The sequence below is a fragment of the Pseudomonas sp. B392_1p genome, from assembly GCF_052245235.1.
Lineage (GTDB): Bacteria > Pseudomonadota > Gammaproteobacteria > Pseudomonadales > Pseudomonadaceae > Serpens > Serpens gallinarum.
The window spans coordinates 140,923-159,167 of record NZ_JBQPXM010000011.1 but is presented as its reverse complement, the minus strand read 5'-3'; the positions used below and the strand labels follow the sequence as shown (position 1 = coordinate 159,167).

19 protein-coding genes are annotated in these 18,245 nt (G+C 61.1%); 8 read left to right on the top strand and 11 right to left on the bottom strand.

What is annotated here, in order from left to right:
- Positions 1–48: 48 nt before the first annotated feature.
- Entirely contained in the window at positions 49–801 is a 753-nt protein-coding gene (gene cysZ / locus ACTV8E_RS16050) for a sulfate transporter CysZ (protein ID WP_443200167.1), read from the bottom strand.
- A gap of 83 nt (positions 802–884) precedes the next feature.
- On the opposite strand from cysZ, the gene ACTV8E_RS16045 reads away from it, so the two are divergent.
- Positions 885–1,094: a hypothetical protein gene (locus ACTV8E_RS16045; RefSeq protein WP_443200166.1), complete on the top strand. Its 210-nt coding sequence runs from the start codon at positions 885–887 to the stop codon at positions 1,092–1,094.
- Here ACTV8E_RS16045 and ACTV8E_RS16040 read toward each other — a convergent pair.
- The 3 genes from ACTV8E_RS16040 to ACTV8E_RS16030 are packed head-to-tail and all read right to left on the bottom strand — an operon-like array spanning position 1,081 to position 2,166.
- Positions 1,081–1,695, bottom strand: coding sequence for an SOS response-associated peptidase (locus tag ACTV8E_RS16040; RefSeq protein WP_443200165.1), 615 nt, complete (start codon positions 1,693–1,695; stop codon positions 1,081–1,083). The genes ACTV8E_RS16045 and ACTV8E_RS16040 overlap by 14 nt on opposite strands.
- Before the next feature lie 25 nt (positions 1,696–1,720).
- Positions 1,721–1,981, bottom strand: coding sequence for a putative signal transducing protein (locus ACTV8E_RS16035; protein ID WP_251837061.1), 261 nt, complete (start codon positions 1,979–1,981; stop codon positions 1,721–1,723).
- Positions 1,981–2,166 carry a CPXCG motif-containing cysteine-rich protein gene (locus ACTV8E_RS16030; RefSeq protein ID WP_433962707.1) on the bottom strand — a complete coding sequence of 62 codons (186 nt, stop codon included), beginning with the start codon at positions 2,164–2,166 and terminating at the stop codon, positions 1,981–1,983. Before ACTV8E_RS16030 ends, ACTV8E_RS16035 begins: the two co-directional genes overlap by 1 nt.
- Positions 2,167–2,252: 86 nt before the next feature.
- Here ACTV8E_RS16030 and ACTV8E_RS16025 point away from each other — a divergent pair, with 86 nt between their 5' ends.
- Entirely contained in the window at positions 2,253–3,419 is a 1,167-nt protein-coding gene (locus ACTV8E_RS16025; RefSeq protein ID WP_251837060.1) for a 1-acyl-sn-glycerol-3-phosphate acyltransferase, read from the top strand.
- A 59-nt stretch (positions 3,420–3,478) separates the two neighbouring features.
- Here ACTV8E_RS16025 and ACTV8E_RS16020 read toward each other — a convergent pair whose 3' ends face one another.
- The gene (locus tag ACTV8E_RS16020) at positions 3,479–4,063 is read right to left on the bottom strand and encodes a YajG family lipoprotein (RefSeq protein WP_443200164.1); all 585 of its coding nucleotides are present in this window, start codon (positions 4,061–4,063) and stop codon (positions 3,479–3,481) included.
- A gap of 723 nt (positions 4,064–4,786) precedes the next feature.
- On the opposite strand from ACTV8E_RS16020, the gene mqo reads away from it, so the two are divergent.
- On the top strand, positions 4,787–6,289 hold the full coding sequence (gene mqo / locus ACTV8E_RS16015; protein ID WP_443200163.1) for a malate dehydrogenase (quinone): 1,503 nt from the start codon (positions 4,787–4,789) through the stop codon (positions 6,287–6,289).
- Positions 6,290–6,368: 79 nt separating this feature from the next.
- Here mqo and trmA read toward each other — a convergent pair whose 3' ends face one another.
- From trmA to ACTV8E_RS16000, 3 genes are all read right to left on the bottom strand, one after another.
- Positions 6,369–7,454, bottom strand: a complete 1,086-nt coding sequence (gene trmA, locus ACTV8E_RS16010; RefSeq protein ID WP_443200162.1) for a tRNA (uridine(54)-C5)-methyltransferase TrmA — start codon at positions 7,452–7,454, stop codon at positions 6,369–6,371.
- A gap of 90 nt (positions 7,455–7,544) precedes the next feature.
- Complete coding sequence (locus ACTV8E_RS16005; protein ID WP_443200161.1) at positions 7,545–8,834, bottom strand: NCS2 family permease; 1,290 nt, start codon at positions 8,832–8,834, stop codon at positions 7,545–7,547.
- A 171-nt stretch (positions 8,835–9,005) separates the two neighbouring features.
- A complete protein-coding gene (locus tag ACTV8E_RS16000) occupies positions 9,006–10,133 on the bottom strand; it encodes a methyltransferase (protein ID WP_443200160.1) in 1,128 nt (375 codons plus the stop codon).
- A gap of 75 nt (positions 10,134–10,208) precedes the next feature.
- On the opposite strand from ACTV8E_RS16000, the gene ACTV8E_RS15995 reads away from it, so the two are divergent.
- Positions 10,209–10,985: a ferredoxin--NADP reductase gene (locus tag ACTV8E_RS15995; RefSeq protein WP_443200159.1), complete on the top strand. Its 777-nt coding sequence runs from the start codon at positions 10,209–10,211 to the stop codon at positions 10,983–10,985.
- 159 nt (positions 10,986–11,144) lie between these two features.
- Here ACTV8E_RS15995 and mscL read toward each other — a convergent pair whose 3' ends face one another.
- Both mscL and ACTV8E_RS15985 read right to left on the bottom strand, forming a co-directional pair.
- On the bottom strand, positions 11,145–11,552 hold the full coding sequence (gene mscL, locus ACTV8E_RS15990; protein WP_251837053.1) for a large-conductance mechanosensitive channel protein MscL: 408 nt from the start codon (positions 11,550–11,552) through the stop codon (positions 11,145–11,147).
- Between the two features lie 521 nt (positions 11,553–12,073).
- Positions 12,074–12,328, bottom strand: a complete 255-nt coding sequence (locus ACTV8E_RS15985; protein ID WP_251837052.1) for a YdcH family protein — start codon at positions 12,326–12,328, stop codon at positions 12,074–12,076.
- A gap of 137 nt (positions 12,329–12,465) precedes the next feature.
- Between ACTV8E_RS15985 and radA the strand changes: the two genes are divergently transcribed.
- Positions 12,466–13,833 (top strand): DNA repair protein RadA, encoded by a 1,368-nt coding sequence (gene radA / locus ACTV8E_RS15980; protein WP_273537793.1) that lies wholly within the window; start codon positions 12,466–12,468, stop codon positions 13,831–13,833.
- A 431-nt stretch (positions 13,834–14,264) separates the two neighbouring features.
- Here the strand turns inward: radA and ACTV8E_RS15975 are convergent, their stop codons facing one another.
- The gene (locus tag ACTV8E_RS15975) at positions 14,265–14,627 is read right to left on the bottom strand and encodes a PilZ domain-containing protein (protein WP_443200158.1); all 363 of its coding nucleotides are present in this window, start codon (positions 14,625–14,627) and stop codon (positions 14,265–14,267) included.
- 25 nt (positions 14,628–14,652) lie between these two features.
- Between ACTV8E_RS15975 and ACTV8E_RS15970 the strand changes: the two genes are divergently transcribed.
- The 3 genes from ACTV8E_RS15970 to yjiA all read left to right on the top strand — a co-directional run bounded on the left by ACTV8E_RS15970 (position 14,653) and on the right by yjiA (position 18,140).
- Positions 14,653–16,725, top strand: coding sequence for a carbon starvation CstA family protein (locus ACTV8E_RS15970; RefSeq protein ID WP_443200157.1), 2,073 nt, complete (start codon positions 14,653–14,655; stop codon positions 16,723–16,725).
- A 59-nt stretch (positions 16,726–16,784) separates the two neighbouring features.
- On the top strand, positions 16,785–16,988 hold the full coding sequence (locus ACTV8E_RS15965; RefSeq protein WP_273537798.1) for a YbdD/YjiX family protein: 204 nt from the start codon (positions 16,785–16,787) through the stop codon (positions 16,986–16,988).
- Between the two features lie 177 nt (positions 16,989–17,165).
- Positions 17,166–18,140 carry a GTPase gene (gene yjiA, locus ACTV8E_RS15960; protein ID WP_443200156.1) on the top strand — a complete coding sequence of 325 codons (975 nt, stop codon included), beginning with the start codon at positions 17,166–17,168 and terminating at the stop codon, positions 18,138–18,140.
- Positions 18,141–18,245 lie beyond the last annotated feature (105 nt).

Below are 18,245 nucleotides of genomic sequence, written 5' to 3'. Positions count from 1 at the left end.
CGCCGATGCCATTGCATCGGCGGCCTTTTTGGTTGTGGATATCGCGTGTCAGAGAGGCTGTTGCAGCTGGGTTTCCCCACCTTCACGCACCCAGAATACCGTGGCACCGGCCACCGCCGCGGGCATCATCAGGATGTTCAGGCCAGGCACCAGCAGGGCCAGGTAGGTGATGCCGCCAAATCCCAGGCTCTGCCAGCGCTTGGCGCGCAGCCAGGCGAGCATCTCGTTCCAGCCCAGCTTGTTGTTGTCTGCGGGGTAGTCGATGTATTGCACCGCCATCATCCAGACACCGAACAGCAGCCACAGGGGCGCGGCGACCAGGTTCAGGCCGGGGATAAGCGAGAGCACCAGCAACGCCAGGGCGCGTGGCAGAAAATAGGCCAACTTGCGCGCCTCGCGGCCCAGCGTACGGGGCACCATGGCCAGCAGCTCGGCGCCGCTAAAGGGCGGGAAGTGGTCCTGGCCGCGCACGACCACTTCGACTTTTTCTGACAAAAAGCCATTGAATGGCGCGGCGATGATGTTCGCCAGCAGAGTGAACGTGAAGAACACCATCAACAGCACCAGGACCACAAACAACGGCCATAGCAGGTACTCGAGGAAACTGAGCCAGTCCGGCAGGCTGGGCATGAAATAATCAACCCATAGACCGAATTGCTGAAGGGCGAGGCCAATGAGCGCGGCGAACAGCACAAGGTTGATCGTCAGCGGCAACAAAACGAAGAGGCGCAGACCGGGACTGAGCACCAGTTTCAAGCCTTCACGTAAATACTGCGGTCCGCTGAGGGTTGGGGTGGGCATTGAGGACTCCTTGATTGATGGAGCGAGGACCTTACCGATTTTGGCGGGGTGGGAAAAGCAACATGGATAGATAGGCGTTTGCTATGGAAGGCATTGATAAGCAAAATTTTCACAATGCATGTTCAGGTCTTAATCTGCTCGGCGTTGTCATCCACCGCCTGGCGCGGCACGGATTGACCAAGTTTTCCAGGAGGCCGCCCTATACCCCAAGCCTTCCCCAAGTGCTTAGGCGGCTTCCTTTTTTCTTTGGCCTTTTCAGTCCGTCGTCCCGGTTGATGCTCACGCTGGCGTGAGGCACTCCGGGCCATCCAGTTGCGGATCATTGACGAAGGTTGCCAAGGCGCGCTCGCGTAAAAGAGCGGGTGGCTTGGCCAGTAGCGATTTCAATGATGCGGCAGGCGTTTGCGTATCCAGCCAGGTCTGCTGCTCGGCCTCATCCAGCAGCAGCGGGCGACGCAGAGTCGCAGCGGCCTGGGTAATCATGGCCAGGCTCAAATACACCTGATCTCCCGCCGGATAGGCTTCCCAGAGCACGGCGCAGTACATCAGACTCGTTTCGTCGCTGACCCAGTAAGGACGTTTACGCACGCCACGCCATTCGTAGAACCCATTGATGGGCAGTAGGCCGCGCCGCAGGCGAAAGGCCTCGCGAAACATCGGCTGCTCGGCCAGGGTTTCTGCGCGGGCGTGGGCCGGCGTGCGGGACAGATCCGTTAGCCAGGGCGGCGTCAGGCCCCAGCGTGCCAGGGCGGCGTGACGTTCGCCCTGAATATCGCGCAGCAGCAACACCTGGGCGCCCGGGGCGAGATTCCAGTGCGCTTGCAAGGTGGTGGGAAAGCCGGGCAGGGCGGCCAGGGCGGGGGTCCAGCGGAACAGGGCGAAGCGGCCACTCATGGGCTATCGGTACTCAGTCAGGAAATCAGCACAGCAACTCGCCGGGACAACTAGGCGGTTCTTCAACAGGCAGCGGTTGCGCGGCATTGTACGCGGCGATCAGCAGACGGGCTCGTTCGGCCTGCTCATCGCTGACCGACAGCACCAGCAGGCCGGCGGCAGGCAGTTCGCCTATCGCGCCGAGTAGATGTTCGCCACCGATATGCGCGGCAATATTCTCGCTGGCTAGCATGGCCCGCAACACCTGGGCTTCGAGCAGGTCGGCGGGAAGATAGATATGCTGCATTAATCGTCCTCACGATAAAGGTCGAGCTGCCAGTGCTGACCATCGTTGTGCAGCACAAAACGGATCGGTCGGCAGCACACGGGACAGTCCTCGATGTACTCCTGTTCTTCAACGGAAAGATCCAGCAGGGCTTCAGCCAGCTCGCCACAATACGGGCAACTATACCTGCGTATATCCTGCAGCATGCGCCTCTCCCGTGACTTGTGAGTATAATTGCCGGCTAATTTTCCGCGCTCCGCCGGGGCCGGTCTTACCTGTAACACAAGAGAGCATGATGGGCCCCTTTGACGCCATCCGTCCGTATAACGACCAGGAAGTACCCGCCGTTCTGGCGCGTTTGTGCAGTGATCCTGAACTTCTCGCGATGCTCACCCGCTATCGCTTTCCGCAATTGACCAGCCTGTTTGGTTGGATGCTCAAGCCGCTGATTGGCTACCGCTTGCGCCGTGAACTGAAGCCTATCGACAGTGTGGCTGCTTTACAGGAAAAGATTGAGCCCTACGTAGAGCGTGCCATCAGGCGGGCCACCGACGGCATCAGCTATTCCGGCCTGGAGCGGCTGCAGGCCGGAAAAAGCTACCTGTTCATGGCCAATCACCGCGATATCGTTATGGACCCGGCCTTCGTCAACTATGCCGTTTACCATGCCGGACTGCCGACGCCGCGCATCGCCATTGGCGACAATCTCCTGCAGCGCCCGTTTGTGAGCGACCTGATGCGCTTGAACAAGAGCTTTATCGTGCATCGCTCGATCAGTGGGCGGCGCGAGAAGCTGGCGGCGTTCCAATTGCTGTCGGCCTACATCAACCACTCGATTCGGGAGGAGGGCGAGTCGATCTGGATCGCCCAGGCCGAGGGACGTGCCAAGGACGGAGACGACCGTACCGATTCAGCGATCCTGAAGATGTTCCATATGGCTCGCAAGGACGAGCCGTTCGCCGAGGTGATCGGCGGGTTGGGTCTGGTGCCGGTGTCGATCAGCTACGAATACGACCCCTGCGACCAGGCCAAGGCGCGCGAGCTGTACACCCGCGCCACGACGGGCAGCTACACCAAGGCACCCGGTGAAGACGATGCGAGCATCGCCCTGGGCATCACCGGCTACAAGGGTCGCGTGCATATAGCCTTTGGCGAGCAGGTGGATGCGCAGTGGGAGGATGCTAAGCAGGTGGCGCAGGAAATGGACCGGCGAATTCTCGGTGGTTATCGGCTGTTCCCCGTGAATTACCTGGCCTACGCCGTGTGGGAGGGTCGCGAGGCAGAGCTGAATGTGCCCGAAGCGCGGCAGCTGTTCGGGGTTGAGGAGTTGGCCAAGGCCGAGGCTGAATGGCAGCGCCGCCTGCACTCCTGCCCGGTTGAGCAGCGGCCTTATCTGATCCTTCAGTACGCCAATCCGGTACGCAATCAGTACCGTATCAAGGCTGAACTGCCGCTGTAACGTGGCAGAGAGATAGGGAGAGGCTGGAAAGCCGTTCTGGCTTTCCAGCCCTGAACCACTTATTCGGCGAGCAGCTGGCCGATGGTCGGGTCCTTGAACAGGCGCGTCAGCGCATCGCTGAGAACGTCGCTGACCAGCTTGGTGTTGGTGGCCTGGTTGGGTGCCATGCCAAAGCGTTGGTTGAGTGTCGCGGTGTAACGACCGTTGTAGCGGCGCGAGCTGTTCTGCACTTCGGCCTTGAGCGTGGCAGCGATGTTGGCCTCGGTGACATACACGCCTTCCTTGGGCGACTGATACTTGAGGCTGTCCAGAATCACCGTCAATTGCGGCGCATTGCTGGCGGCTGGCGAGGGCACGAAGCCAAGCAGGCGAACCGCGGCTTCAGTCTGCGCCTGCAGTTGCGGCAGGATATTCGCGCTGGGCACGCTGACTGCGCTGGTCTCGGCATACAGACCACCGCGAGTGCCGAGATCAGGAGAGGGGCGCTGATCGACAACCCGAACCACGACGGGCTGGCCCTGGCCGACGGCGACCAGTTCAGTCTTGAGTTTGGGTTGCGGGCTGAGTTGCTGCGGGCTAAGGGCGCAACCGGTCAACAGCAGGCTGGCGACTGCAAGCAGCCCCAGCGATAGGCGGTTCAACATAAACGTAAATCTCCAAAACAGGGCGTGATGGCAGTATACCCAGCGTCCTGAGCAGCCAACAGACCGACGGTTGGGTAGGGAGTTCCGTTATGCGTCTATGGTCGGATGCTGCGCCAGATCGTTTCGCGAGATACTGCCTAAGCGGTGATTAAAGTCGTGGCAAACGGTCACTTTCACGTTTTCCACCGGTATAATCCCCCGCGATAATTAAGGACGCCTCCTGCATGGGCGCGGCACTTCCATTGAAGAGTATTCGATTGGCAGCCGAGTCCCAGAGAGACGCCTATTTCGTGCTGCCTTTATGCCAGCCACTTGCTCTTGTCAAAGACGCTCAACACGCTCTCGTAGCAATACGGTGTGTCGCAGGTTGTCAGCGAGAAATGTGACTGCGGCAGTCGACCTTTGAGGTTCACGACTCCAAAAGAGCGTGAGAAGACGGTTTTTCACAACTTCACAAGAGTGTGGCGAGCAAATGAAGACTAAGGCATTGATGTACCTGCCCTTTAATCCTGTTTACACACCCTGAACCCGACGATCACGAGCTGACAGCCGCCTACGGGCGACTGTGCGTGCAGACGCCTGGCGTCGCATGCGAACGGATCGGGCATGACACCCTGTCAGGCGCTACGGGACTCCTTTGCAACCTCCCGGCCCTGAATGTGCAATTCGCACCCAGGCGTGACTGCCGTGAATTTTTAGGTGTTGCAGATTGGAGAAGCGTTAATGGCGCGCAACGAAAAAGAAGCCGTGGATGTGGTACTGGTCGGCGCCGGTATCATGAGTGCCACCCTGGCTGTGCTGTTGAAAGAACTCGACCCCAGCCTCAAGCTGGAAATCGTCGAGCTGATGGAATCCGGAGCGGTCGAAAGTTCCAACCCCTGGAACAACGCCGGCACCGGTCACGCTGGCCTCTGTGAGCTGAACTACACCCCGCAGGCGCCCGACGGCTCCATCGATATCACGAAAGCCGTGCTGATCAACAGCCAGTTCGAAGTGTCCAAGCAGTTCTGGTCCTATCTGATGGATAAGGGCGGTTTGGGTTCTCCGCGCTCCTTCATCAATCCGGTCCCGCACCTGAGTTTCGTGCGCGGCGCCAAGGATATCGACTTCCTCAAGAAGCGTTTTGATGCGCTGAGCGCGCATCATGCCTTCGAAACCATGCAGTACTCCGAAGATCGCGGCACCCTCAGCGAGTGGATGCCGTTGATGATGCCGGGTCGCCCCGAGGACGAAGCCATTGCCGCCACCCGAGTGGAAAGTGGCACTGACGTCAACTTCGGTGCACTCACCAAAGAGTTGCTCAACTATCTGTCCACGCTGGACGGCGCCAAGGTGACCTACAACCAGAAGGTCAAGGGTGTTGAGCGCAATGGCGAAGGCTGGAGCGTAGAGATCCAGGACACCAAGCAGGGTGGCAGCCGCGAGCTGAGTGCACGCTTCGTGTTCCTCGGCGCCGGCGGTGGCGCACTGCCGTTGCTGCAGATGTCCGGCATTCCCGAAGGCAAGGGCTTTGGCGGTTTCCCGGTCAGCGGCCAGTGGCTGCGCTGCGACAATCCCGAAGTGGTCGCCAAGCACCAGGCCAAGGTGTACAGCCAGGCTGAAGTGGGCGCGCCGCCCATGTCGGTGCCGCACCTGGATACCCGCGTGGTCGATGGCAAGAAATCCCTGCTGTTCGGACCCTATGCCGGCTTCTCTACCAAGTTCCTTAAGAACGGCTCGTTCCTCGATCTGCCGCTGTCGGTGCGCCCGAGCAACATCGGCCCGATGCTTGCCGTGGCGCGCGACAATCTGGACCTGACGCGCTATCTGGTCAAGGAAGTGATGCAGTCCATGGAGCAGCGTCTAGATGCCCTGCGCAAGTTCTACCCGGAACTCGACCCGGCCGATTGGCGCCTGGAAGTCGCCGGTCAGCGCGTGCAGATCATCAAGAAAGACGAGAAGAAGGGCGGCATCCTGCAATTCGGCACCGAGTTGGTGGCCGCTGAGGATGGCACCATTGCGGCCTTGCTGGGCGCTTCGCCGGGCGCTTCGGTGACTGTGTCGATCATGCTTCAGCTGATCGAGCGCTGCTTCCCTGAGCAGGTAGCTTCCGCCGCCTGGATGAGCAAGCTTCAGGAGATGTTCCCGGCCCGGGAAAAAAATCTGCAAGACAATGCCGAGCTGTATCGCGAAATCAGCGCGCGCTGCAACCAGCGCCTGCAGCTGGACGAGCCGGTCAGCGCCTGAGTTGGTCGACGCTGATAAAAGACCGCCCTTCGGGGCGGTTTTTTTATCAGCGTCGAATGCGAGGCAGCTTGACCGAGGCCTATCGCCGCTCCAGCAACACGCCGCTTTCCATGTGGTGCGTCCAGGGGAACTGGTCGAACAGCGCGCAGCGGGTCACTTTATGGGTGTCGTGCAGCTGGGCGATGTTGGCGGCCAGTGTTTCCGGATTACAGGAAATGTACAGGATGCGCTCAAAACGGCGGGTCAGCTCGCAGGTGTCCGGGTCCATGCCGGCGCGCGGCGGGTCGACGAACACGGTGCCGAAGTCGTAGCTGGCCAGGTCGATGCCGGCCAAGCGGCGAAACGGTCGCACGCCATTGAGCGCCTGGGTGAGTTCCTCGGCGGACAAGCGCACCAGCGTCACGTTGTCGATGGCATTGTCGGCCAGGTTGCTCAGGGCGGCATTCACCGACGTCTTGCTGACTTCGGTGGCCAGCACCTTGCGTACACGGGTAGACAGCGGCAGGGTGAAATTGCCGTTGCCGCAGTACAACTCCAGCAGATCGTCGTCGCGCTCGCCGAGGACGTCATAGGCCCAGCCGAGCATTTTCTGGCAGACCACACCGTTGGGCTGGGTGAAGGCGCCTTCTGGCTGGCGGTAACGGAAAGTGCGTCCCGCAACGATCAGTTCCTCGTTGACGAAGTCGCGTCCGATCACGGTGCGCTTGCCCCGCGAACGGCCGACGATGCTCACGCCCAGCGCTGCAGCCAGGGTTTCGGCAGCGGCGTGCCAGGCAGCATCCAGCGGGCGGTGATAGCACAGGGTAATCAGCGCATCGCCACTCAAGGTGCTGAGAAATTCGACTTGGAACAGCTTGAAACCCAGCGCCGGATCGGTCCAGGCGGCCTGCAGTTGCGGCATCAGCTCGTTGATGCGGCGGCTGGCGATGGGAAAGTCAGTGAGCAGAATTGGCGTGCGATTGTCGCCCTGTTCGAACATCGCGTAATGCCGTGCTTCTCCTTCGCGCCACAGACGGAACTCGGCGCGCAGGCGGTAATGCTCGCCAGGCGAGTCGAACACCTGCGGTTCGGGGGCCTCGAAGGGGGCCAGCAGTTCACTCAGGCGTGTTTTTTTGTCGGCGAGTTGGGCGGCATATACGGCAGGGTCGGTATGCGGGTGGATCATGGGCGACTCATGGTTCGGGCCGAGGCTGTCGGCGTGGAAAAAAACAGGCCGGCACATGGCCGGCCTTGACGCACAGAAGCTGGCGCAGACTTAAAAAAGAGCCAGCTTAATAACGCAGAACACCGCCAGGATCACCAGCATGGCGTTCAGTTCGCGCCAGCGCCCGGACAGCAGCTTGGCGGCGACCCAGGTGATGAAGCCGAAGGCGATGCCGGTCGCAATCGATGCGGTCAGCGGCATAGCCAGGGCGGTGAGCAATACCGGGGCGGCGGTGGTGATGTCGGTCCAGTCTATCTCGGCCAGACCCGAGGCCATCAGCACGGCGACGAACAGCAGGGCCGGCGCGGTGGCAAACGCCGGTACGCTGCCGGCCAGCGGCGCGAAGAACAGCGCAAGCAGGAACAACACGGCAACCACGCAGGCCGTCAGACCGGTGCGCCCGCCGGCGCTGACACCCGCGGCGGATTCGATATAGCTGGTAGTGGTCGAGGTGCCAAGCAGCGAGCCGGCCATGGCTGCGGTACTGTCGGCGATCAGGGCGCGGCCCATCTTCGGCATGTAGCCGTCCTTGCGCATCAGGCCGGCTTTCTTGGCCACGGCGATCAACGTGCCGGAGTTGTCGAACAGGTCGACGAACAGGAAGGCGAAGATCACGCTGATCAGGCCGATATCCAAGGCACCGGCGATGTCCAGCTGCAGGAAGGTCGGCGCCAGCGACGGCGGCAGCGACACCACACCACCGAACTCGGAGATGCCCAGGGCAATGCTTGCCACGGTGATGACCAGAATGCCGATCAATACGGCGCCGGTGACGTTCAGGGCAACCAGGCCGACGATCAGGAAGAAGCCGAGAATGGCCAGCACTGCCGAGGGTTGCGACAGGTCACCCATGCCCACCAGGGTGGCCGGATGATCGACCACGACGCCGGCGTTCTGCAGGGCAATCAGCGCCAGGAACAGGCCGATGCCCGCAGCAATGGCTGAGCGCAACTCCAGGGGAATGCTATTGATGATCCACTCACGGATCTTGAAGATCGACAGCAAAAAGAACAGGCACGCGGACAGGAAGACCGCACCGAGGGCGACCTGCCAGGTATGGCCCATGCCCATTACCACCGTGTAGGTGAAAAAGGCATTCAGGCCCATGCCCGGCGCCAGGGCAATCGGGTAGTTGGCGATCAGGCCCATCACGGCCGAGCCGAAGGCCGCTGCCAGGCAGGTGGCGACAAAGATCGCGCCTTTATCCATGCCGGTCTCGCCGAGAATGCTCGGGTTGACGAACAGGATGTAGGCCATGGTCAGGAAGGTGGTGACTCCGGCGAGAATCTCGGTGCGCACCGTGGTGTTGTGCGCGTGGAGTTGGAACAGCTTTTCCAGCATGGTATAGCTCCCCGTGGCGGTCCGACGCCGTGATTGGAAGGCGAAGCGACAGCGAAAGCAAAGCACGGACAGGCTGTATGCGCCTGCCATTGATGTGGCCTGAAGCGGCGCGAATGATATCAGCTTGCCCAAACAGAGCGCAGCGTCAGATATCCTGCAAGCCCGGTCTGATCAGCTCTTGATTGCGCGCAAGATCACGAATTTAGGCGTTGCCGCCATTTGCTCAACCTTGCCGAACAGTCGCTTGAGCTTGACGTGGTAACCCAGGTGGCGATTGCCGACGATCCACAGTTCGCCACCCGGGCTCAGCGCTGCCTTGGCCTGCTGGAACATGCGCCAGGCCAGAAAATCGCCGACCACCTGTTGCTGGTGGAACGGCGGGTTGCAGAGCACCACGTCCAGCGAGTCGCTAGGTTGTTCGGCCAGGCCATCGCCGGCGCGAATATCCACCGGGCGTTCGCCCAGCGCCGCCTGCCAGTTTTCCCGCGCCGATTGCACGGCCATGTAGGACTCATCCACCAGCGTCAGGTGCGCCTGAGGGTTGTGCAGGGCATAGACGATGCCCAGTACGCCATTGCCGCAGCCCAGATCGGCCACGCGCAGTTCGCCTTGATCGCGCGGCAAGTGGGGCAGGAAAGCGCGGGTACCGATATCCAGTCCTTCGCGGCAGAACAGGTTGGCATGATTGATCAGCTCCAGCGCTGGCGCATCCAGCCGGTAGCGGGTGGGGTAGGGCGAGGTCGGTGCCGGTTTATCCACTGGCGTGACCAACAGCAAGCGTGCCTTTTTCACCGCCAGTGAGGCCTGAACCGGGCCAAGGTATTTCTCCAGCAGATCGCCAGCGGCGCGCGGCAGGTGCTTGATCATCGCGGCGGCCACCACTTGTGCGCCGGGTGCCAACTGACCATGCAGGCGGATCAGTTGTTCCTCCAGCAGCGCCAGGGTTTTGGGCACGCGGATCAGCACCCGGTCGAAAGGCCCATCCAGCGGCTCGCTGGCCGGCACAAACGTCACGCCCGTGCTGGGCAGCTCATTGCGCAGCAGGTTTTTTTCCAGCGCCAGGTGTGCCAAGTGTGAATCGCCGCTGCTGACCACCCGGCAATGGCGTGCCAGTGCACAGGCCAGCGCGCCGAAGCTGTCGTTGAGGATCAACACCCGCGTATCAGCCATCAGACCCTGTTCATGCAGATGGCTGAGCAGGTACTCATCGGCGGCATCGAAGGCCTGCAGCGGTTCATTGGCCTGCTCGGGTTGGCGAATCAGGTCGAGGCGGGCGAAGGGCGTGTCGAAAATAGGCATGAAAACTGGCGGGTTTCCCGGGAGCAGATAAGGGGTAGAGTGGGGATGACGATTGGATGACCAAGGGGGCGAAGTATGACGGCCAGCGAAGAGAAGTTCACCCGCCAACGTTTACTTGAGGTGCAGACGCTTACTCCGGGTTTGTTCACGTTACGCACCACACGCGATCCTGGTTTTCGCTTCCAGGCCGGGCAGTTCGCCCGCCTGGGCGTGCGCAAGCCCAGTGGCAGTATCGTCTGGCGCGCTTATTCAATGGTCTCGGCGCCCCACGACGAGTTTCTGGATTTCTTTTCCATCGTTGTGCCGGACGGCGAATTCACCAGTGAGCTGAGCCGCTTACGCCCGGGTGATGAGCTGCTGGTGGACCGCCAAGCGTTCGGCTTTCTGACCCTGGATCGTTTTCCCGACGGTCGGGATCTGTGGCTGCTGGCCACCGGCACCGGATTGGCGCCATTTCTATCGATCCTGCAGGATTTCGAGGTCTGGCAGCGTTTCGAGCGCATCGTGCTGGTCTACAGCGTGCGCGAAGCGCGGGAACTGGCGTACCAGGAGATGATCGAGACCTTGCTGCAACGCGACTACCTGGCAGAGCACGCCGGCAAACTCACCTATCTGCCGACGATTACCCGTGAACATAAGCCCGACGCCCTGCATGGGCGCATCACCACGCTATTGGAAAGTGGCGAGCTGGAGCGCGCGGCTGGCGTAGAACTGAGCCCCGAGCATTCGCGCATCATGCTGTGTGGCAACCCGCAGATGATTGAAGACACCCGTCAACTGCTAAAAGCGCGTGATTTGCAGTTGAGTCTGACCCGCCGACCGGGTCAGGTGGCGGTGGAGAATTATTGGTAGGGGACGCTAGCCGCAGGAGCCGTAGGAGGGGTCGAGGCGCTGGCAGAAAGATTCAGGTTTACCTATTCGCCTCGCGCCAATACCCATCAAATGCCAAATATCATGATGGGTATCACTGCGCTCAACGCCATCCGACGTGGCGAGATCTATGCGGCAGGACTAGAGCCTCTGCTGCTTGAGCAAGTCGCGAATCTCGGTCAGCAACGTTTCTTCCTTGGTCGGCGCCGGCGGGGTTTCTGGGGCGGCGGCTTCTTCACGGCGCATGCGGTTGATCAGCTTGATAGCCATGAAAATGGCGAAAGCGATGATGATGAAGTCGATGATCGACTGGATGAATTTGCCATAGGCCAGCACGACGGCAGGCGCATCGCCCACGGCTTGCTTGAGCACAATGGCCAGGTCGGAAAAATCCACGCCACCGATCAGAACACCCAGGGGCGGCATGATCACGTCGGCCACCAGGGACGAGACGATTTTGCCGAAAGCGGCGCCAATGATGATGCCGACAGCCATATCAACCATGTTGCCTTTGACGGCGAACGCCTTGAATTCGCTGATGAAGCTCATGGGAGGCCACTCCTGAAAGGGGGATGCTCTGACTGTAGACGGTGATTTGAAAACAGTCAGGATGTGTGCGGCGCAGCGCAGCATTCCCAGCCGTGCTGGACAGCCTCAGATGTTGGCGGTTTCGTGGGGCTGAGTCCGTGGGGCGGATGTCGATTCTTACATTCACCAAGCCCCGCCTGGTGGATCGATGAAGCGTGATCCACCCTACGGAGCAGCATGAAATCCGCGGCGGCGAAGTTATCCGGGGGAGTTCGGTGCGCTGGCGGTGTTATGTCGGCCTCAGTCCGTGGATGTCGTTTTTTACATCCACCTAAGCCCCGCCTGGTGGATCGATGAAGCGTGATCCACCCTACGGAGCAGCATGAAATCCGCGGCGGCGAAGTTATCCGGGGGAGTTCGGTGCGCTGGCGGTTCGTGATAGACCCGTAGGGTGGATGTCGTTGTTTACATCCACCGGGATTCGCCCAGTGGATCGAGCGCGATTCACCCTACGGAACGGTAGCGTCTGGGGGAATAGTCCGTTAGCCGGACGCCGGGTTGGCTTTTTTCAGGAGCTCGGTGATCTGGTCCTTGAGAATCACGCGTTGATTCTTCAAGCCCTGCAAACCCAGGTCGTCCACGGCTTCGCGGCCGTCTTCCACTTCATAAATACGTTTATCCAGCGCCTCGTAGTTCTGTGCCAGCTGAACGAACTGGGGATTGGTGCTGTTCAGTTGCTGGAGCTGTTGGCGGAATTCCGGAAATTCGCGCGACAGGGGATGGTGTTCTAAAGGCATGACGGTCTCTCCTGACAAGACGTGCCTTTTCAGCCTAGCTCTAGTGGCTGTGGATGGCTGCGCGTTATGCTTCTTCGTACTGTAAATCCATCCAGCTGTTTCGTATCATTCCCGCTTCGATTCATGAGGAGTTCGGCATGGCCAAGGCCAAACGCATGTATGGCTGCACCGAGTGCGGCGCCACGTTTCCCAAATGGGCCGGCCAGTGTGGTGAATGCAGCGCCTGGAACACGCTGGTGGAAACCCTGATTGAAAGCGCGCCGAGCGGCAGTAGTAGTGGCCGCTCCGGTTGGGCTGGCGAGCGTGCTCAGCTGAAAACCCTGGCCGAAGTCAGTGTCGAGGAAGTGCCGCGCTTTTCTACGGCATCAGGCGAGTTGGATCGCGTGCTCGGCGGCGGCCTGGTGGACGGCTCGGTGGTGCTGATTGGCGGTGATCCCGGCATCGGCAAGTCGACAATTCTCTTGCAGACCTTGTGCAACGTCGCCCAGCGCCTGCCAGCCCTGTACGTCACCGGCGAGGAATCCCAGCAGCAGGTGGCGATGCGCGCTCGGCGCCTGGAGTTGCCGCAGGACAAGCTCAAGGTGATGACCGAGACCTGTATCGAAACGATCATTGCCACCGCGCGCCTGGAAAAGCCCAAGGTCATGGTCATCGACTCGATCCAGACGATTTTCACCGAACAGTTGCAGTCCGCGCCCGGCGGTGTGGCTCAGGTGCGTGAGAGCGCGGCGCTGCTGGTGCGCTATGCCAAGCAGAGCGGCACGGCGATTTTCCTGGTCGGCCACGTGACGAAGGAAGGCGCCCTGGCCGGTCCGCGCGTGTTGGAGCACATGGTGGACACCGTGCTGTATTTCGAAGGGGAATCCGACGGTCGCCTGCGCTTGCTGCGCGCCGTGAAGAACCGCTTTGGCGCGATCAATGAGCTGGGCGTGTTCGGCATGACCGACAAAGGCCTCAAGGAAGTCACCAACCCTTCGGCAATCTTCCTCACCCGCGCCCAGGAAGAGGTGCCGGGCAGTGTGGTCATGGCCACCTGGGAAGGCACCCGGCCGATGCTGGTGGAGGTGCAAGCACTGGTCGATACCAGCCATACGAACAACCCACGCCGCGTCACCCTGGGGCTGGATCAGAATCGCCTGGCCATGCTGCTGGCCGTGCTGCATCGGCATGGCGGCATTCCCACCTATGATCAGGACGTGTTCCTCAACGTGGTGGGCGGGGTCAAGGTACTGGAAACCGCCTCCGACCTGGCCTTGATGGCGGCGGTAATTTCCAGCCTGCGCAACAAGCCTCTGCCCAACGACTTGCTGGTGTTCGGCGAGGTCGGTTTGTCGGGTGAGATCCGTCCGGTGCCCAGCGGCCAGGAGCGCCTGAAAGAAGCGGCCAAGCACGGCTTCAAACGCGCCATCGTGCCGCGCGCCAATGCACCCAAGGAGGCGCCAAAAGGGCTGCAAGTCATTGCCGTGACGCGCCTGGAGCAAGCGCTGGATGCGTTGTTCGAATAGGGCGATCTGTCGATCAGTACGTCCGTAGGGTGGAAGACGTTTCTCGATCCACCATGGCCTCGCGCGGTGGAGCGCCACCCGGTGGATCGATACAGCGCGATCCACCCGACGTTCGGCGTTGCGATGGTGTGCCCACGCTCGCGCGTAGGAATGCTGTTGCGCAGTTGATAGCGTCATTGGCAGACGTAGCGCTTGTAGGAGCCCAGCTTGCTGATGAGTGGCAGGGGTTATGGAAACGGATTGCCGGCAAGCTGGCTCCTACCCGATTCGGGGAGTCTCCGTAGGGTGGATGTCGTCGTTTACATCCACCACACGGTGGATCGCCACCCGGTGGACCGCCACCCGGTGGATCGATAAAGCGCGATCCACCCTACGTTGCTACCCAGCCGTGTGTCGTGTTCAAGGCCCTTGCTGGCCGCAGGCCTGTCTTCCTAAGCGCCGCTCAATGCTGCCAGTTCGCGTTGGATCAGGCGCTCGTCGCCCAGGTTGATTTCCACCAGGCGACGCAGGTGGCTGATGGATTCCACATCTATATTGAGACAGCTGAAGCCCAGCTGTTGGTTATGGCTGCGCACCAGTTGCACGTCCATACGGATTTGCACGTCGGCACTCAGCGTGAGGCAGGCTTGAAAAGGGTGCTTTTCTATACCGCTCCAGTTGGCCGGAAGTTGGGTCAGAAGCCCTTTGAGCGAGATGTCCAGCAGCTGGACCTGCCAGGTGTTGTCGCCTTGCGACAGCTCAGTGGCGGCATCGAATGCGATGCGCTGGAAGCAGCGACGTTCCGTCATGTTCATGGATGACAATTCCTGGAGGTGACATATGAATAAGAATAACAACAGCCTGCTTCGACAGCTGCCCTGGGCAGTATTGGCGATAATAGGTGCCTGTGCTTTGGGAGTCGTGGCCTTGCGCCGTGGCGAAGCCATCAACGCGCTCTGGATCGTGGTCGCCGCCGTGGCCCTGTATCTGGTCGCCTACCGCTACTACAGCCTGTTTATCGCCACCAAGGTGATGCGGCTGGACCCGACGCGCGCCACTCCCGCAGTCCTCAACAACGATGGTCTGGACTTCGTGCCGACCAACAAGCATGTGCTGTTCGGCCACCACTTCGCGGCGATTGCCGGCGCAGGCCCCTTGGTGGGCCCGGTGCTGGCCGCGCAAATGGGGTACTTGCCCGGCACGCTATGGCTGATTGCCGGCGTGGTCCTGGCCGGTGCGGTGCAGGACTTCATGGTGCTGTTCATTTCCACGCGCCGTAATGCCCGCTCGCTGGGCGATATGGTGCGCGAGGAAATGGGGCGGATTCCCGGCACCATCGCGCTGTTCGGCTGCTTCCTGATCATGATCATCATCCTGGCGGTGCTCTCGCTGATCGTGGTCAAGGCGCTGGCGGACAGCCCCTGGGGCATGTTCACGGTGATCGCGACCATTCCGATCGCCATGTTCATGGGCATCTACATGCGCTACCTGCGACCGGGGCGCATCGGCGAGATCTCGCTGATCGGTGTGGCCTTGCTGCTGGGTTCGATCTGGCTGGGCGGCGCGATTTCCCAGGATCCCTACTGGGCCGAGGTGTTCACCTTCACTGGCGAGCAGATCACCTGGATGCTGGTGGGCTACGGTTTCGTCGCCGCCGTGCTGCCGGTGTGGCTGATCCTCGCGCCGCGCGATTACCTGTCGACCTTCCTGAAGATCGGCACCATCGTTGCCTTGGCCATCGGCATCCTGATCCTCGCGCCTGACCTGAAAATGCCCGCGCTGACCCAGTTCACCGACGGCACCGGTCCGGTGTGGAAGGGCACGTTGTTCCCCTTCCTGTTCATCACCATCGCCTGTGGCGCGGTATCCGGTTTCCATGCGTTGATCTCTTCGGGCACCACGCCGAAGCTGCTGGCCAATGAAACCCACGCCCGCTACATCGGTTACGGCGGCATGCTGATGGAATCCATGGTTGCCATCATGGCCATGGTTGCCGCCTCGATCATCGAGCCGGGCGTGTACTTCGCCATGAACAGCCCGCCGGCCATTGTCGGCAGCGACGTGGCCAGTGTGGCCGCAATGGTCAGCAGCTGGGGCTTTTCCATCACGCCGGAGGCGCTGGAAGCGGTAGCCCTCGACATCGGTGAGAACTCGATTCTGAACCGTGCCGGCGGTGCGCCGACCCTGGCCGTGGGCATCGCGCAGATTCTCCATGCGGTTCTGCCGGGCGAAGGCGGCATGGCGTTCTGGTACCACTTCGCGATCCTGTTCGAGGCGCTGTTCATCCTCACCGCCGTAGACGCCGGTACCCGTGCCGGGCGCTTCATGCTGCAGGATCTGTTCGGCAACTTCGTGCCGGCACTGCGCCGTACCGACTCCTGGGGCGCCAACGTACTGGCCACCGCCGGTTGCGTGGCACTGTGGGGTTACCTGCTGTACCAGGGTGTGATCGATCCGCTGGGTGGCATCAACACCTTGTGGCCGCTGTTCGGCATCTCCAACCAGATGCTCGCCGGTATCGCCCTGATGCTGTGCAGCGTGGTGCTGATCAAGATGAAGCGTCAGCAGTACGTCTGGGTCACCCTGTTGCCCGCGGCCTGGCTGTTGATCTGCACCACTTATGCGAGCCTGATCAAGCTGTTTGACTCCAACCCGGCGGTGGGCTTCCTGGCCCTGGCCGACAAGTACGAAACCGCCCTGGCTGCCGGGCAGATTCTGGCTCCGGCCAAGAGCCTGGCGCAGATGGAGAACGTGATTCTCAACGCCTACACCAACGCGGTGCTTAGCGCACTGTTCTTGTTCGTGGTGTTCAGCATCCTCTTCTATGCGGTCAAGGTCGGCCGCAAGGCCTGGGTGCACACGGAGCGGACCGATAAGGAAACCCCGTTCCAGAGCATGCCTGACAACGTCTGATGGGATGTACGCCAGCTCCACACGGGAGCTGGCGCTTTTGTTATCAAGGAGTACCCGCCGTGTTCAACGATCTCAGCCGCATGGGCAAGTACCTCGGGCAGGCGGCACGCATGCTGGTTGGCATGCCGGACTACGACACCTACGTGGAACATATGCGCGACAATCACCCGGACCAACCGGTGATGAGCCACAAGGAATTCTTCCGTGAGCGGCAGGATGCTCGCTACGGTGGCGGGAAGGGTCGTCCCATCCGCTGCTGCTGATTTGAGGTAGGGTGGACAACCGCCTAGCGTTGTCCACCCTCGGCCGCAGAGTGGCGGTGAAAAGCCTGCAGCGCTGTCCACCCTACGCTCGCGACGCCTATCAAGGCAGGTTGTGGTAAATCATTGAATCTCGCGCCACGCACCGTCGTGGCGCGTTTCATTTCAGGAGCCTGTTGCATGTCCCAGCCCCCCATTCCCGTCACCGTACTCAGCGGATTTCTTGGCGCCGGCAAGACCACCTTGCTGCGCTATCTGCTGGAAGCCGACCACGGCCTGAAGATCGCCGTGATCGAGAACGAGTACAGCGAGACGCCCATCGACAGCCAGCTGCTGGGCAGCGAGCCGGTGCAGGTCGTGACCCTGGCCAATGGCTGCGTGTGCTGCTCCATTCATGTGGAGCTAGAGAAAGCCCTGTTCCTGCTGCTGGACAAGCTGGACAGCGGCGAGCTGGCCTTCGACCGCCTGGTGATCGAATGCACCGGCCTGGCCGATCCCTCGCCGGTGACGCAAACCTTCTTCGCTACCGAGGAATTGGCCGAGCGTTACGTACTCGACGGCGTGCTCACGCTGGTGGATGCGGTGAATGCCGAGCGTCATCTGCAAGAAGCCATCGCCCAGGCCCAGGTCGGTTTCGCCGACCGCATCCTGCTGAGCAAGACCGATCTGGCGGACTCCACAGCCGTCGAGGCACTGACCCAGCGTTTGCAACGCATCAACCGCCGCGCGCCGATCCGCGTGGTGGAGCACGGGCGCATCGATCTGGCGGAGTTGCTGGATATTCGGGGTTTCAACCTGAACGCCGACTTGGGCCCGGTACTCAGCCTGCGCCCCATGACTCCCGCCAAAAGCCTCGACCGCATCAACACATTAGTGCTGAACACCGAACAGCCACTTGACCTCGACAAGCTCAGCGCTTTTATGGAGCGTCTGCTGGACAGCCACGGCAACGCGCTGCTGCGCTACAAGGGTGTGCTGAATATCGCCGGCAACGATCAGCGCCTGGTGTTCCAGGGTGTATTACGCCTGTACGCCTTCGATTGGGATGCCGAGTGGGGCGCGGATGAGCAGCGCAACAGCGTGCTGGTGCTGATCGGTGACCAACTGCCGGAAGATGAAATACGCGCAGAGTTTGCCGAGACGGTGTTGGGGTAGGGAGAAGTAATCGACGGATCGCAGGCGCGTTGGCGGCATCGCCAGCTGCACAAGATTTGGATGGATGTGCAGGGTAAGTGGGCAGCCGAATGCACGGCAAATAGC